Source organism: Pseudomonas spirodelae (genome assembly GCF_034653255.1).
In the GTDB taxonomy this organism is placed as follows: domain Bacteria; phylum Pseudomonadota; class Gammaproteobacteria; order Pseudomonadales; family Pseudomonadaceae; genus Aquipseudomonas; species Aquipseudomonas spirodelae.
This window is the reverse complement of the sequence record NZ_JAYEET010000039.1, coordinates 23,250-36,833: the sequence shown is the minus strand read 5'-3', so window position 1 is coordinate 36,833 and position 13,584 is coordinate 23,250. Positions and strand designations below refer to the sequence as shown.

At 61.9% G+C, this 13,584-nt stretch carries 14 protein-coding genes; 5 read left to right on the top strand and 9 right to left on the bottom strand.

All coding sequences use genetic code 11. The features are described 5' to 3' along the window. Positions 1 to 53: 53 nt before the first annotated feature. Together SOP97_RS12020 and SOP97_RS12015 are read left to right on the top strand one after the other, a co-directional pair. The gene (locus SOP97_RS12020; RefSeq protein WP_322949314.1) at positions 54 to 536 is read left to right on the top strand and encodes a GreA/GreB family elongation factor; all 483 of its coding nucleotides are present in this window, start codon (positions 54 to 56) and stop codon (positions 534 to 536) included. Between the two features lie 48 nt (positions 537 to 584). Continuing rightward, complete coding sequence (locus SOP97_RS12015) at positions 585 to 818, top strand: DUF2789 domain-containing protein (protein WP_322949313.1); 234 nt, start codon at positions 585 to 587, stop codon at positions 816 to 818. On the opposite strand, the gene SOP97_RS12010 is transcribed toward SOP97_RS12015, so the two are convergent. From SOP97_RS12010 to SOP97_RS11970, 9 genes are all read right to left on the bottom strand, one after another. Continuing rightward, a complete protein-coding gene (locus tag SOP97_RS12010) occupies positions 801 to 1,325 on the bottom strand; it encodes a M48 metallopeptidase family protein (protein ID WP_322949312.1) in 525 nt (174 codons plus the stop codon). The genes SOP97_RS12015 and SOP97_RS12010 overlap by 18 nt on opposite strands. Positions 1,326 to 1,400: 75 nt before the next feature. Beyond that, a complete protein-coding gene (locus SOP97_RS12005) occupies positions 1,401 to 2,504 on the bottom strand; it encodes a PQQ-dependent sugar dehydrogenase (protein WP_322949311.1) in 1,104 nt (367 codons plus the stop codon). A 31-nt stretch (positions 2,505 to 2,535) separates the two neighbouring features. After that, positions 2,536 to 2,991 carry a hypothetical protein gene (locus SOP97_RS12000; RefSeq protein ID WP_322949310.1) on the bottom strand — a complete coding sequence of 152 codons (456 nt, stop codon included), beginning with the start codon at positions 2,989 to 2,991 and terminating at the stop codon, positions 2,536 to 2,538. Between the two features lie 206 nt (positions 2,992 to 3,197). Then, positions 3,198 to 4,262 carry a class II fructose-bisphosphate aldolase gene (gene fba, locus SOP97_RS11995; protein WP_322949309.1) on the bottom strand — a complete coding sequence of 355 codons (1,065 nt, stop codon included), beginning with the start codon at positions 4,260 to 4,262 and terminating at the stop codon, positions 3,198 to 3,200. Between the two features lie 110 nt (positions 4,263 to 4,372). Continuing rightward, a complete protein-coding gene (locus tag SOP97_RS11990) occupies positions 4,373 to 4,693 on the bottom strand; it encodes an MliC family protein (protein ID WP_322949308.1) in 321 nt (106 codons plus the stop codon). Further along, positions 4,686 to 5,849, bottom strand: coding sequence for a phosphoglycerate kinase (locus SOP97_RS11985; RefSeq protein ID WP_322949307.1), 1,164 nt, complete (start codon positions 5,847 to 5,849; stop codon positions 4,686 to 4,688). The genes SOP97_RS11990 and SOP97_RS11985 overlap by 8 nt, the downstream gene beginning before the upstream one ends. A 4-nt stretch (positions 5,850 to 5,853) precedes the next feature. Further along, complete coding sequence (gene epd / locus SOP97_RS11980; RefSeq protein ID WP_322949306.1) at positions 5,854 to 6,915, bottom strand: erythrose-4-phosphate dehydrogenase; 1,062 nt, start codon at positions 6,913 to 6,915, stop codon at positions 5,854 to 5,856. A gap of 66 nt (positions 6,916 to 6,981) precedes the next feature. Then, complete coding sequence (tkt, locus tag SOP97_RS11975) at positions 6,982 to 8,982, bottom strand: transketolase (protein ID WP_322949305.1); 2,001 nt, start codon at positions 8,980 to 8,982, stop codon at positions 6,982 to 6,984. A gap of 136 nt (positions 8,983 to 9,118) precedes the next feature. After that, a complete protein-coding gene (locus SOP97_RS11970; RefSeq protein WP_322949304.1) occupies positions 9,119 to 10,243 on the bottom strand; it encodes a TDT family transporter in 1,125 nt (374 codons plus the stop codon). A gap of 109 nt (positions 10,244 to 10,352) precedes the next feature. Between SOP97_RS11970 and SOP97_RS11965 the strand changes: the two genes are divergently transcribed. The 3 genes from SOP97_RS11965 to metK are packed head-to-tail and all read left to right on the top strand — an operon-like array spanning position 10,353 to position 13,529. Next, on the top strand, positions 10,353 to 11,264 hold the full coding sequence (locus SOP97_RS11965) for a LysR family transcriptional regulator (protein ID WP_322949303.1): 912 nt from the start codon (positions 10,353 to 10,355) through the stop codon (positions 11,262 to 11,264). A gap of 46 nt (positions 11,265 to 11,310) precedes the next feature. Next, positions 11,311 to 12,342, top strand: a complete 1,032-nt coding sequence (locus SOP97_RS11960; protein WP_322949302.1) for an ArsR/SmtB family transcription factor — start codon at positions 11,311 to 11,313, stop codon at positions 12,340 to 12,342. After that, a complete protein-coding gene (gene metK / locus SOP97_RS11955; protein ID WP_322949301.1) occupies positions 12,339 to 13,529 on the top strand; it encodes a methionine adenosyltransferase in 1,191 nt (396 codons plus the stop codon). Before SOP97_RS11960 ends, metK begins: the two co-directional genes overlap by 4 nt. Positions 13,530 to 13,584: the final 55 nt, after the last annotated feature.

Here is a 13,584-nt window from a genome sequence, read left to right as displayed (position 1 = left end):
ACGGCCCTGACGCTTTTCCGCTACCCTGCACAGCTGCCCACACAGTGCCCGCCATGAACAAGACTGAACTGCTGCAACAGGTGCTCAAGCGCCTTGAAGATGACCACCTGCAAGCCCAGCAGGCGGCATTAACCGCCTACGAAACCGCCACCGCCAAAGAGAACATCGCCGAGAACAAATACGACACCCTCGGCCTGGAAGCCTCGTACCTGGCAACTGGCCAAGCGCGGCGGGCGGCAGCCATTCGCCAGACCCTGGCGAACTGGAAACAGCTGGTACTGCGCAGTATTGACTCGCAACTAGGAATCCAACTCGGCGCCCTGATCGCGCTAAGCGACGACGAGGATCGGCATCAATGCTTGTTCCTCGGCCCGGACGGTGCGTCCATGAAGCTGCAGCAGGATGGCCAGACAGTGCAGGTGATTGGCCCGCAAGCGCCGCTGGGACAACTCTTGCTCGGCAAGGGCGTCGGCGACGAGATCACCCTGCGGGTGGCCAGCGGCGTGCAACTGTTGGAGATTCTCTCGGTCGACTGATAGCAGCTATAACTGAAAGACCACCCCGCACTGCCTCAGGAGACCGCCATGTACCCGCAGACACACGACCTTGCCAGCCTCTTCAAACAACTCGGCCTGCCCAATGACGACGCCGCCATTGAGCGGTTTATCGAGCAACATTCGCCTCTGGCTGAAGACTGCAAACTCGCCGACGCGCCCTTCTGGGACAACGCTCAGGCGGGGTTTTTGCGTGAAGAGATTGGTGAAGATGCCGACTGGGCCGAGGTTGTTGACCAGCTCAACCTACTGCTGCGGGGCTGACAACGTGCCGGTGGCACCCACCAGCTCGCGCCAGGTCAGGTAAACCCGCAGGTCGAATTCCAGTTGATGGTAGTCAGGCAGCATGTACTCGCAGAGTTTGTAGAAGGCCTTGTTGTGCTCAGCCTCCTTCAAGTGCGCCAGCTCGTGCACCACGATCATCTGCAGAAACTCCGGCGCGGCCTCGCGAAATAACGAGGCCACGCGGATTTCCTTCTTCGCTTTGAGCTTGCCGCCCTGCACCCGCGAGATCGCCGTGTGCAGACCGAGGGCGCGATGGGTCAAATCGAGGCGATTGTCGTAGAGCACCTTGTCGATGGCCGGCGCATTGCGCAGGTGTTCCTGCTTAAGGCCTTGGATATAGGCGTACAGCGCCTTATCGCTCTGAATCGCATGCTTGCCACTGTAGGACCGCGCCAGATAATCGCCCAGGCGCTGCTCGGCAATCAGCTGACGAATCTTCTCTTGCAGCGCAGTTGGGTAGCCTTGCAGGTATTTAAGCGGGATCATGGGCGAAGTGGTGAGGGCACAGTAAGGCCGGCGATTATGCCGCAAGCCGCCCGCGACGGGGGGCGGCTTTTAGCGTCATTCTGCAGCCGGCACAACGCGCAGCAAGCGCCCGTCGACGTTGTCGGTGAGCAAGTACAGCGCGCCATCCGGACCGCAGCGCACATCCCGGATGCGCTCGCCCAGCTCTTCGAACAACACCTCTTGCCCTGCCAGCTTGCCGTTGTGCAAACGAATACGTCGCACGCTGCGCTCAGCCAGGGTCGAGGCGAACAGGTCGCCCTGCCACTGCGGGAACAACGCGCCGCGGTACAGCGCCAGGCTCGACGGCGCCACCGACGGGGTCCAGTGCAGCAGCGGCTGCTGTAAGCCTGGCAATTCGGTGTAAGGGGAAATCTGCGCGCCGCTGTAGTCGATGCCGTAGGTGATCAGCGGCCAACCATAGTTGTTACCCGGTTTAATCAGGTTCAGCTCGTCGCCGCCACGCGGGCCGTGCTCGTGGCTGTACAGGCGCTGCCGTTCGGCGTCATAGACGATGCCCTGCACGTTGCGATGGCCCAGGCTATAAATCTCCTCGGCAACACCGGTTTGCCCCACCAGCGGGTTGTCCTGGGGGATGCTGCCATCGCGATTAAGCCGGACGATTTTGCCCAGATGGTTGCTGGTGTTTTGCGCCTGCTCACGCAGGTCAAAGCCATCGCCGAGGGTCAGCACCAAGGTGTTATCCGCAAGAAAGGCCATGCGCCCGCCGTAATGCGCGGCCCCGGCTTTCGCCGGCAGCGCACTGAACAGCACCTGGACCTCCTGCAACTGCCCGTCGACCAGCCGCGCCTTGGCCAAACGGGTGTTGTTGGCCTGGGAGGTGCCGTAGGCATAACTCAGGTAGAGCTGCTGATTGCTGGCGAATTGCGGGTCGAGCATGACCTCCATCAATCCCGCCTGCGCAGCGACAAACCCCTCTGGCACGCCGCCAACTGGCTGCGGGTTAAGACGGCCATCCGCCTCGATGATGCGCAGGCGCCCCACCCGCTCGGTCACCAACATGCGCCCGTCCGGCAAAAAGGCCAGCGACCAGGGATGCTCCAGGCCACCGGTCACGGTTTCGATGCGGTAGTCCATGGCCTGCGCCAGGCTGCTGCCCAGCAGACCGAGGAATAACAGAGCGCGGGATGTCTTCAACATGGCACGGGCCTTTTGCTCGAAGGTAAACAAGTCAGGGTTGGGCAGGCGCGGCACGCCGCCATAGCTGCGCAAACAACAACGCCCCCAGGCTGCCGCAGGCCATTAGCCCAGCGGTGCCGCCCAGGCTGCGATTAGCCGCAATCAGCGTCGGCATCGGCAACAGCGCATTGGCCAGCGCCAGCGCTGACCGCACCGCCAGCGCGCCAGCCAGGGCAAACAATAGCCAGCGGCCACTCGGCCAGGCGCGCGAAAATCGACTCGCCACCGGCAGCGCGCAGATAAATCCGAGGATCACTAGCACCGCGAAAGTCGGGCTAAAGCCCAGTAAATCCAGGCCGGTGGTGTGTAAGCGCACTGTCAGCGGCACTGGCGCACCGAGTGCTTGCAGGCTGGCCAGATTGAACTGCGTCTGCAGCACAGCCCCCAACACACTCGTGAGCAGCACAGCGAAAAGAAAGTACAGCAAGGTGCGCGATTTACTCGGCATGCAGACGGGTATCCAGAAACGACAGTGGCCCGAGTATGGACCAGCACGCGGAGCGGCATACGCTGGGTGTTTTACATGGTTTTACCAAGCACCCGCCTCGGTGCACCCTGCTCGATCAGTATTGATCACACCCAAGGCCACGTCGTGCTTACCACGCCCATAACAAAAAGCCCCGCATCGGCGGGGCTCTCGGTACAGCAACAGGCTTAGTTGACCTTGGCGGCCAGCTCACCCTTGGCATAACGCTGGAACATGGCTTCCAGGTTTATCGGTTTGATCTTCGACGCGTTACCGGCAGTGCCAAACGCTTCGTAACGGGCGATGCAGATATCACGCATGGCCGTCACGGTCGCGGAGAAGAACTTACGCGGGTCGAACTCGCTCGGGTGCTCAGCCATCATGCGGCGCATGGCACCGGTAGACGCCAGGCGCAGGTCGGTGTCGATGTTGACCTTGCGCACGCCGTGCTTGATACCTTCGACGATTTCTTCAACCGGCACGCCGTAGGTTTCTTTGATGTCGCCGCCGTACTGGTTGATGATTGCCAGCCACTCTTGCGGTACCGAGCTGGAGCCGTGCATCACCAGGTGAGTGTTGGGGATGCGCGCATGGATCGCCTTGATGCGATCGATAGCGAGGATGTCGCCGGTCGGTGGCTTGGTAAATTTGTACGCGCCGTGGCTGGTGCCGATGGCGATGGCCAGGGCATCAACCTGAGTGCGCTTGACGAAGTCAGCGGCTTCTTCCGGATCAGTCAGCATCTGGCTGTGATCCAGCACACCTTCAGCGCCAACACCGTCTTCTTCGCCGGCCATGCCAGTTTCCAGGCTACCCAGGCAACCCAACTCACCTTCCACCGACACACCGCAGGCGTGAGCGAAGGCGACAGTTTGCTGGGTGACACGGACGTTGTAGTCGTAGTCGGCCGGGGTCTTGCCGTCTTCTTTCAGCGAGCCGTCCATCATCACCGAGCTGAAGCCCAGCTGGATCGAGCGCTGGCAGACATCTGGGCTGGTGCCGTGATCCTGGTGCATGCACACCGGGATGTGCGGGAACTCTTCGATAGCAGCCAGAATCAGGTGACGCAGGAACGGCGCACCCGCGTATTTACGCGCACCGGCGGAAGCCTGAACGATCACCGGGGAATCGGTCTTGTCGGCCGCTTCCATGATCGCGCGCATCTGCTCGAGGTTATTGACGTTGAAGGCCGGCACGCCATAGCCGAATTCGGCGGCGTGGTCGAGCATCTGGCGCATGCTGATAAGTGCCATGGTGTTCTTTCTCCCGGTGGGGCTCGTTAATCGTGCAAGCCTGCCGCAGGGGCAGGCGCTATTCAAGTCATTCAGATCAGGGGTAAGCCTGGCCTGTATTCAATTCGTTGCTAAGGTGCCTTGCAGCCACGGCCAATCAGGTCATCGTTGGCCGTCCAGTAAACCAGCCCTTCCTCACCCTTGGTATGAAAGGACAGCAAACCGTCGCTGTACAGCGCCCCCGAACCTGATACCTGCTGCTTCAAGCGATAGACGATATCGCCACCACCCAGACGCACATCAACCGACTCGCGGCTGCTGTCGGCGAAACGCCAGAACACTTCGGCCTGGCTGTCGCAGACCCAGCGCGTCCAGTTATCCGACGGCGCCGGCTGACTGGCGCAGGCGCCAAGCAGGCCGAGCAACGCCAGCAGGCTGATCGGCTTAACCATTGGCACGTTGTTCCAGCATGGCTACGGCCGGCAGCACTTTGCCTTCGACGAACTCAAGGAACGCGCCGCCGCCGGTGGAGATATAGCTGATCTGCGCGCCGATGCCGTACTTGTCGATGGCCGCCAAGGTGTCGCCACCACCGGCAATCGAGAACGCCGGGCTTTCGGCAATGGCCTGCGCCAGCACCTTGGTGCCGTTGCCGAACTGGTCGAATTCAAATACGCCGACCGGGCCGTTCCACAGAATAGTCTTCGAGGATTTGAGCAGCTCGGCAAACTGTGCAGCGGTCTGCGGGCCGATATCCAGAATCATGTCGTCTTCAGCCACATCGGCCACCAGCTTAACGGTCGCTTCGGCGTCTTCGGCAAAGGCTTTAGCAACGACCACGTCCACCGGCAACGGCACACTGACCTTAGCCGCGATGGCTTTGGCCGTCTCAACCAGATCCGCTTCGTACAGCGATTTACCGACCGGGAAACCAGCCGCCGCGAGAAAGGTGTTGGCGATGCCGCCGCCGACGATCAGCTGGTCGCAGATCTGACTCAGGCTATTCAGCACGTCGAGTTTGGTCGACACCTTGGAGCCCGCAACAATCGCGGCCATTGGCTTGGCCGGGTTACCCAGCGCTTTGCCCAGGGCGTCCAACTCGGCAGCCAACAACGGGCCGGCGCAAGCTACCTTGGCGAACTTGGCTACGCCGTGGGTCGAGCCCTCAGCGCGGTGAGCGGTGCCGAAGGCGTCCATCACGAATACGTCGCACAGGGCGGCGTATTGCTGGGCCAGTTCATCGGCGTTTTTCTTCTCGCCCTTGTTAAAGCGCACGTTTTCGAACAGCACGATCTCGCCAGCAGCGACTTCGACGCCGCCCAGGTAGTCGGCAACCAGCGGCACGTCGCGACCCAGGGCCTTGCTCAGATAGGCAGCAACGGGTGCCAGACTGTTCTCTGCGCTGAATTCACCTTCGGTCGGGCGACCCAGGTGCGAGCAGACCATCACCGCTGCGCCCTTTTCCAGCGCCAGCTTAATGGTCGGCAGGGACGCGAGGATGCGCGCGTCGCTCTTCACCACACCGTCTTTTACCGGCACGTTGAGGTCTTCGCGGATCAGCACGCGCTTACCGGCAAGGTCGAGGTCGGTCATCTTCAGAACGGTCATAAATTCAGTCCTTCACGGGGGCTGGTTGTAGCGTGGCTTTTAAAAGGAAATGTTCGGCGACATCGAGCATGCGGTTGGCAAACCCCCACTCGTTGTCAAACCAGGCCAACAGATTGACCAGGCGCGGCCCGGAGACCCGGGTCTGACTGCCGTCGACGATGGCCGAATGCGGGTCATGGTTGAAATCGCAGCTGGCATGCGGCAACTCGGTATAGGCCAGCAGACCTTGCAGCGGGCCGCTCTCGGCGGCCTGACGCAGCACCGCGTTAATTTCGGCTGCTGAGGTATCGCGGGCGGTCTGCAGGGTAATGTCCAGGCACGAGACATTGACCGTCGGCACCCGGATGGCTTTGGCCTGAATCCGCCCAGCAAGTTCCGGCAACAGCCGCTCAATACCACGGGCCAAGCCAGTGGACACCGGAATCACCGACTGGAAGGCCGAGCGGGTACGCCGCAAGTCTTCGTGGTGATAGGCGTCGATTACCGGCTGATCGTTCATCGCAGAGTGGATGGTGGTGATCGACACGTACTCGATCCCCACCGTTTCATTCAGCAATTTGAGCAGCGGCACACCACAGTTGGTGGTGCAGGAGGCGTTCGACACCAGTTGCTCGCGGCCTGTCAGGTTGGCCTGGTTGACCCCGTAGACCACCGTAGCGTCGATATCTGCCTCGCTGGCCATCGGCTGCGAGAGCAACACCCGCGGTGCGCCGGCGTCGATAAAGCGCTGTGCAGCAGCGCGCGTGGTGTATTGACCGGAGCATTCCAGCAGCAGGTCAATATCCAGCGCTGCCCAGTCGACACCTTCCGGGGTCGCCTGGCGCAGCACCTTCACGCAGTCGCCATTGATATGCAGACAATCGCCATCGACACGCACCTCGCCGGGAAAACGCCCGTGGGTGGAGTCGAAGCGCGTCAGGTATTCGATGCTGGCCTGATCGGCCAGGTCATTCAGTGCAACGATCTCCAGCTGCGCCCCTGTACCACGCTCATGCAACGCACGCAGCACGCAGCGGCCAATGCGGCCGTAACCGTTGAGGGCAATTCGATAGGGACGCTTGGACATGGCGATCTCAGTGAGGAACCGTAGGATGGGTTAGCCGCAAAGCGGCGTAACCCATCATTCGCCGAATCAGGCGTCCAGCAGCTCGGCAGCGGTTTCCAGGACGTTTTCGACGGTGAAGCCGAACTCCTCGAACAGCGCCGGGGCTGGGGCCGACTCACCAAAGGTGGTCATGCCGATGATGCGACCTTCCAGGCCCACGTACTTGTACCAGTAGTCCGCATGCGAGGCTTCGATGGCGATCCGCGCACCGACCTGCACCGGCAGTACGGCCTGCTTGTAGCCGGCGTCCTGCTGGTCGAACACGCTGGTGGACGGCATGGACACCACGCGTACCTTGCGGCCTTCGGCAGTCAGCTTGTCAAACGCCGCGACCGTCAGGCCGATTTCCGAACCGGTGGAAATCAGGATCAGCTCAGGCTCGCCAGCGCAGTCTTTCAGCACATAACCACCACGGGCTACGTCAGCCAGTTGCTGGGCATCGCGGTTCTGGTGCGGCAGGTTTTGTCGGCTGAAGATCAGCGCGCTTGGGCCGTCATTACGTTCGATGGCGTACTTCCAGGCCACCGCCGATTCCACGGCGTCGCATGGGCGCCAGGTGTCGAGGTTCGGCGTGCCACGCAGGCTGGCCAACTGCTCGATCGGCTGGTGCGTCGGGCCGTCTTCACCGAGACCGATGGAGTCGTGGGTGAAGACAAACAGCACGCGCTGCTTCATCAGCGAGGCCATGCGCACGGCGTTACGCGCGTATTCCATAAAGATCAGGAAGGTCGCGCCGTACGGCACGAAACCGCCATGCAGAGCCACGCCGTTCATGATCGCGCTCATGCCGAATTCGCGCACGCCGTAGAACATGTAGTTGCCAGACGCGTCGTCAGCCGATACGCCCTTGCAGCCTTTCCACAGGGTCAGGTTGGAGCCAGCCAGGTCCGCCGAACCGCCGAGAAATTCCGGCAGCAGCGGGCCAAAGGCGTTCAGGGTGTTCTGGCTGGCCTTGCGGCTGGCGATGGTTTCGCCTTTGGCGGCCACTTCCTGAATATAGGCAGCAGTTTTCTCGGCGAAGTCGGCGGGCAGTTCACCGGCGACACGGCGTTTGAACTCGCTGGCCAACTCGGGGAAGGCAGCCGCATAGGCGGCGAAACGCTGATCCCACTCGGCTTCGGCCGCGGCACCCGCTTGCTTGGCATCCCACTCGGCGTAGATATCAGCCGGAATTTCGAATGGGCCGTGGTTCCAGCCAAGGGTGGCGCGGGTCAGGGCGATTTCTTCGAGGCCCAGTGGCGCACCGTGGCAGTCTTCCTTGCCACCTTTGTTTGGCGAGCCGAAGCCGATGGTGGTTTTGCAGCAGATCAGGGTCGGACGGTCGTCGGTTTTACGCGCGGTCTCGATGGCCATCTTGATCTCGTCGGCATCGTGGCCGTCGACATTGCGAATCACCTGCCAGCCGTAGGCCTCAAAGCGCGCCGGGGTGTCGTCGGTGAACCAGCCTTCGACTTCGCCATCAATGGAGATGCCGTTGTCATCGTAGAAGGCAACCAGTTTGCCCAGGCCCAAGGTGCCGGCCAGCGAGCAGACTTCATGGCTGATGCCTTCCATCATGCAACCGTCGCCGAGGAAGGCGTAGGTGAAGTGATCAACGATCTGGTGGCCGTCGCGGTTGAACTGCGCGCCCAGGACTTTCTCGGCAATGGCGAAACCGACAGCGTTGGCGATGCCCTGGCCGAGCGGGCCGGTGGTGGTTTCAACGCCTGGGGTGTAACCGTATTCCGGATGGCCCGGGGTCTTGCTGTGCAACTGACGGAAGTTCTTCAGGTCGTCGATCGACAGTTCGTAACCGGTCAGGTGCAGCAGCGAATAGATCAGCATCGAGCCGTGACCGTTGGACAGCACAAAGCGGTCACGGTCGGCGAATTTTGGGTTGTTCGGGTTGTGCTTGAGGAAGTCGCGCCACAGGACTTCGGCGATATCCGCCATGCCCATCGGGGCACCCGGATGGCCGCTGTTGGCCTTCTGCACGGCATCCATGCTGAGGGCACGAATGGCATTGGCTCGCTCACGACGGCTGGGCATCACTGAATCTCCTACGGGGCTGCTTGGGCAACTGGGGGTCGAAAAGGCAGCTATTTTCGCCCAGCGGGGGCCATGGGGGCAATCACAGATGGTCGTTGCGTCGAGACAAATGGCAATAAGCTCCTAAGCGGGCACCTCATACGGGCTTCACCGTGCATAAACACGGCGCCTGAAACAGCTCACCATGCCAGAGGCCACGCAGGGTGTGACGCATCACCAGCAACCAGATCAGCGTCAATTTGACCGCCAGCAACAAGCCCACCCAGGTGAAAAACGCCAGCCCGGTTAACTGCTGCAAGGCAAAGGTGGCCAAGGTGAAGACGCCCAGTGGGAAGGTAAAACCCCACCAGCCGAGATTGAAGGGCAACTCACGGCGGATGTAATGCTGGGTGAACAAGCTCGCGGCGACCAACCACCAAAACCCCGCACCCCACAGCGCCAGCCCGCCGACCAGGCCCAGTTGCTGCGCCATTTCAGCAGCGCCCTGCAACGCGGTGCCCTGCCAGGCCTGCGGCGCCGCTTGGCCCAGACTGATCAACCCCAGGCAACCGGTGGCCAGCGGCCCCAGCGGCAACCAACTGCTGGCGGCAAAATCCATGTCCGGCAGTTTGTGCAAGGCCAGACGCAGCAGCACCAGGGTGATCAGGGCAAACGCCAGGCTCAGGGACAAACCCCACAGCACATAGCCAAGGCTCAGCAGTAACTGCGCGGTTTCAGCAGGCAGATGCGGCGCCAGCACCGCGGCACCACTGGCAACCACTTCAGGGGCGACAATCGGCAGCAGCCAGACACCCGTCAGGGTCTCCAGCACATGCTTTTGCCGGGTGAACATCAGATACGGCACACCCAGCGCCACCCCAAGGGCCAAGCCCAGCGCCAGCCACCACAGGCCGTGCGCCACCTGCACCACCACCGCGCCATACACGGGCTCGGCAAATAACAGCAGGCCATTGACCACCTGCACCAGCCCCATGGGAATCGCGCCCAGGAACATCGACTGCACCGGGTGATCCAGCATCGGCCACAGGGTGTCGCGAAACAGCAGCAAGCGCGCGACAAACAACAGGCTGAACAGCCCAAACAGCAGCACCGTCAGCAGCCACAGGCCTTCGGCCAGCCACAATTGCCCGGTGAACGATACGGGCAGCTTGGCCACTACCTGGGCCAACACGCCCGTGCCCATGGTCATGGCGAACCAGTTGGGGGTGAATTGACGGACAAATGCCAGCGGCTCATGCAAACGGGTAAAGGGGCGCAACATCACGGTATTCCTCATAAAGGACCGAGTCAGCGGTCTATACCTGTGAGGTTAGAGAGCAGCGTGGTATAGGTAAAATACATATAAAAGATACAAGGCATACCTTCTATTTATGAATCTACACCACCTCAAGGTGTTTCTCGCCATCGCCCAAACCGGCAGCATCAGTGCCGGCGCCGCGCGCCTATTTATTAGCCAGCCGGCGGTGACGCGGGAAATTCGCGAACTGGAAGCACGCCTGCAGCTACGCCTGTTTGATCGCCAAAGCCGCGGCGTCAGCCTGACCGCCGCCGGGCAGCGCCTGCTGCCTTACGCCGAACGCATCTTTGCCCTAGAACAGGCCGCTGAACGCGACCTGCAGGCCTTTGCCAACCTCAGCTGCGGCGAGCTGCAGCTAGGCGCCAGTGCCACCCTTGGCAGCTATCTACTACCGCCGCTGATCGCCCACTTTCACCAGCAGTACCCGCAGCTACAGCTCAGCCTGCAGATCGGCAACACCGCCGCCAGCCTGCGGCAACTGCAAAACAATGAGACCACCCTGGCCTTTATCGAAGGCCCGTTTGAGCGCGAGCACTTTAACCACCGCCACCTCGGCACTGATGCCCTGCTGCCGGTGGCCAGCCCGCACCACCCGCTGGCCGGATGCCGCGAAGTGAGTCCCGCCGAACTGGCGGCAACCTCGCTGCTGATCCGCGAGCTGGGTTCCGGCACCCGCGCCAGCCTGGAACAGGCCTACCAGGCACGCGGCCTACAACCGTGCATCGGCATGGCGCTGGGCAATAGCGAAGCCCTCAAGCGCAGCCTCGTGGCCGGGCAAGCCATCGCCTGGATCTCCGAACTGGCGGTGCAGGAGGAGCTGCGTAACGGCCAGTTGTGCTGCCTGGCCGTGACCGACATGCGTATCAACCGCGACCTGCATGCGGTCTGGCGCCGCGAACACAGCCTGAGCCCGGCGGCCGAAGCCCTGCTCAACCAAGTGCAAGCCGCCCTGAACGCCAGCAAGACCAATATCAAAACTTTTTGATATTGGTCTTGCTGGATAAAAAATGACCGACTAGACTGCCCCACCTATGAATATGCGCGCCTCCCATTTGGCCTTTCAGCCCGTCGACGCCCTCGCTGCCCTGTGCAAGGCCAGTGGTGATGCGTTGCGCCTGAATATCCTGCGCGCCCTGGCCAACGACTCATTCGGCGTGCTGGAGCTGGCGCAAATCTTCGCCACCGGCCAGTCCGGCATCAGCCACCACCTGAAAGTGCTGGCGCAAGCCGGACTGGTGGCCACGCGCCGTGAAGGCAATGCGATTTTCTACCGCCGTGCCCTGGCTCAGGCCGAGCAAGTGGGCAGCCGCCTACACAGTGCCCTGCTGGATGAGGTCGACCAGCTGCAGCTGCCGGCCGAAATACAACAGCGCATCGCCGCTGTACACAGCCAGCGCGCCGCCGCCAGCCAAGCTTTTTTCACCCGTAGCGCCGCAAGCTTCCAGGCGCAGCAGGACTTGATCGCCGGCCTGCCGCAATACCGTGACAGCGTGCTGGCCCTGCTCGACTCCCTGGGCTTTGCCGGTGACGCCCGCGCCGTGGAAGTCGGCCCCGGCGACGGTGGCTTCCTGCCGGAGCTGGCGCGGCGTTTTCAGCAGGTGCTGGCGCTGGATAACAGCGCCGCCATGCTCGAACTGGCGCGCCTGCGCTGTGCCGAGGAAGGTCTGGATAACGTTACGCTGCAACTGGCCGATGCCCTGCATGACGACTACCCAGCGGCCGATTGCCTGGTGCTGAACATGGTCTTGCACCACTTCGCCGCACCCGCCGAGGCGCTCAAGCAGCTTGCACAACACGTGCAGCCCGGCGGCAGCCTGCTGATTACCGAACTGTGCAGCCACAACCAGAGCTGGGCCCGCGAGGCCTGCGGCGACTTGTGGCTGGGCTTCGAACAGGACGACCTGGCGCGCTGGGCCGCCGCCGCCGGTTTAAGCACCTGCGAAAGCCTGTATGTAGGCCTACGCAACGGCTTTCAGATTCAGGTACGGCACTTCGCCAAACCTTCACTACCTTATGGCCCACGGGCTGCAACTATCGATCACTCACAGGAACCCGAACGATGAGCGAATACTCCCTCTTTACCTCCGAGTCCGTCTCCGAAGGCCATCCCGATAAGATCGCCGACCAGATTTCCGATGCCGTGCTCGACGCCATCATCACCCAGGACAAACACGCCCGCGTCGCCTGTGAAACCATGGTTAAAACCGGTGTGGCCATCGTCTCCGGAGAAGTCACCACCAGCGCCTGGGTCGACCTGGAAGAAATCACCCGCAAGGTGATCTGCGACATCGGCTACACCAGCTCTGACGTCGGCTTCGACGGCAACACCTGCGGCATCATCAACATCATTGGCAAGCAGTCCCCGGACATCAACCAGGGTGTTGACCGCGCCAAGCCAGAAGATCAGGGCGCTGGCGACCAGGGCCTGATGTTCGGCTATGCCAGCAACGAAACCGACGTGCTGATGCCCGCGCCGATCGTGTTCAGCCACCGCCTGGTTGAGCGTCAGGCCGAAGCCCGCAAGTCCGGCTTGCTGCCGTGGCTGCGCCCGGATGCCAAGTCCCAAGTCACCTGCCGTTATGACGGCGGCAAAGTTGTTGGCATCGACGCCGTGGTGCTGTCCACTCAGCACAACCCAGATGTTTCGCTGACTGACCTGCGCGAAGCGGTGATGGAGCTGATCATCAAGCACACCCTGCCGGCTGAGTTGCTGCACAAAGACACCCAGTTCCACATCAACCCGACCGGTAACTTCGTGATCGGCGGGCCGGTGGGCGACTGCGGCCTGACCGGCCGTAAAATCATCGTCGATTCCTACGGCGGCATGGCCCGTCACGGCGGCGGCGCATTCTCCGGCAAGGACCCATCCAAGGTTGACCGTTCGGCCGCCTACGCCGGTCGTTATGTGGCCAAGAACATCGTCGCCGCCGGCCTCGCTGAGCGCTGCGAAATTCAGGTGTCTTACGCCATCGGCGTGGCCCAGCCGACGTCGATCTCGCTGAACACCTTCGGCACCAACAAGGTGGCTGAAGAGCTGATCATCAAGCTGGTGCGCGAGCTCTTCGACCTGCGCCCGTACGCCATCACCAAGATGCTCGATCTGCTGCATCCGATGTACCAGGAAACTGCAGCCTATGGTCACTTCGGCCGTACGCCTGCGCAGAAGACGGTCGGCGACGACACCTTCACCACCTTTACGTGGGAAAAGACCGACAAAGCTGCCGAACTGCGCGCGGCAGCCGGCCTGTAAGGCTCGCGGCAACACCACAAGCCCCGCCCAGTGCGGGGCTTTTTATTGCGGGCAC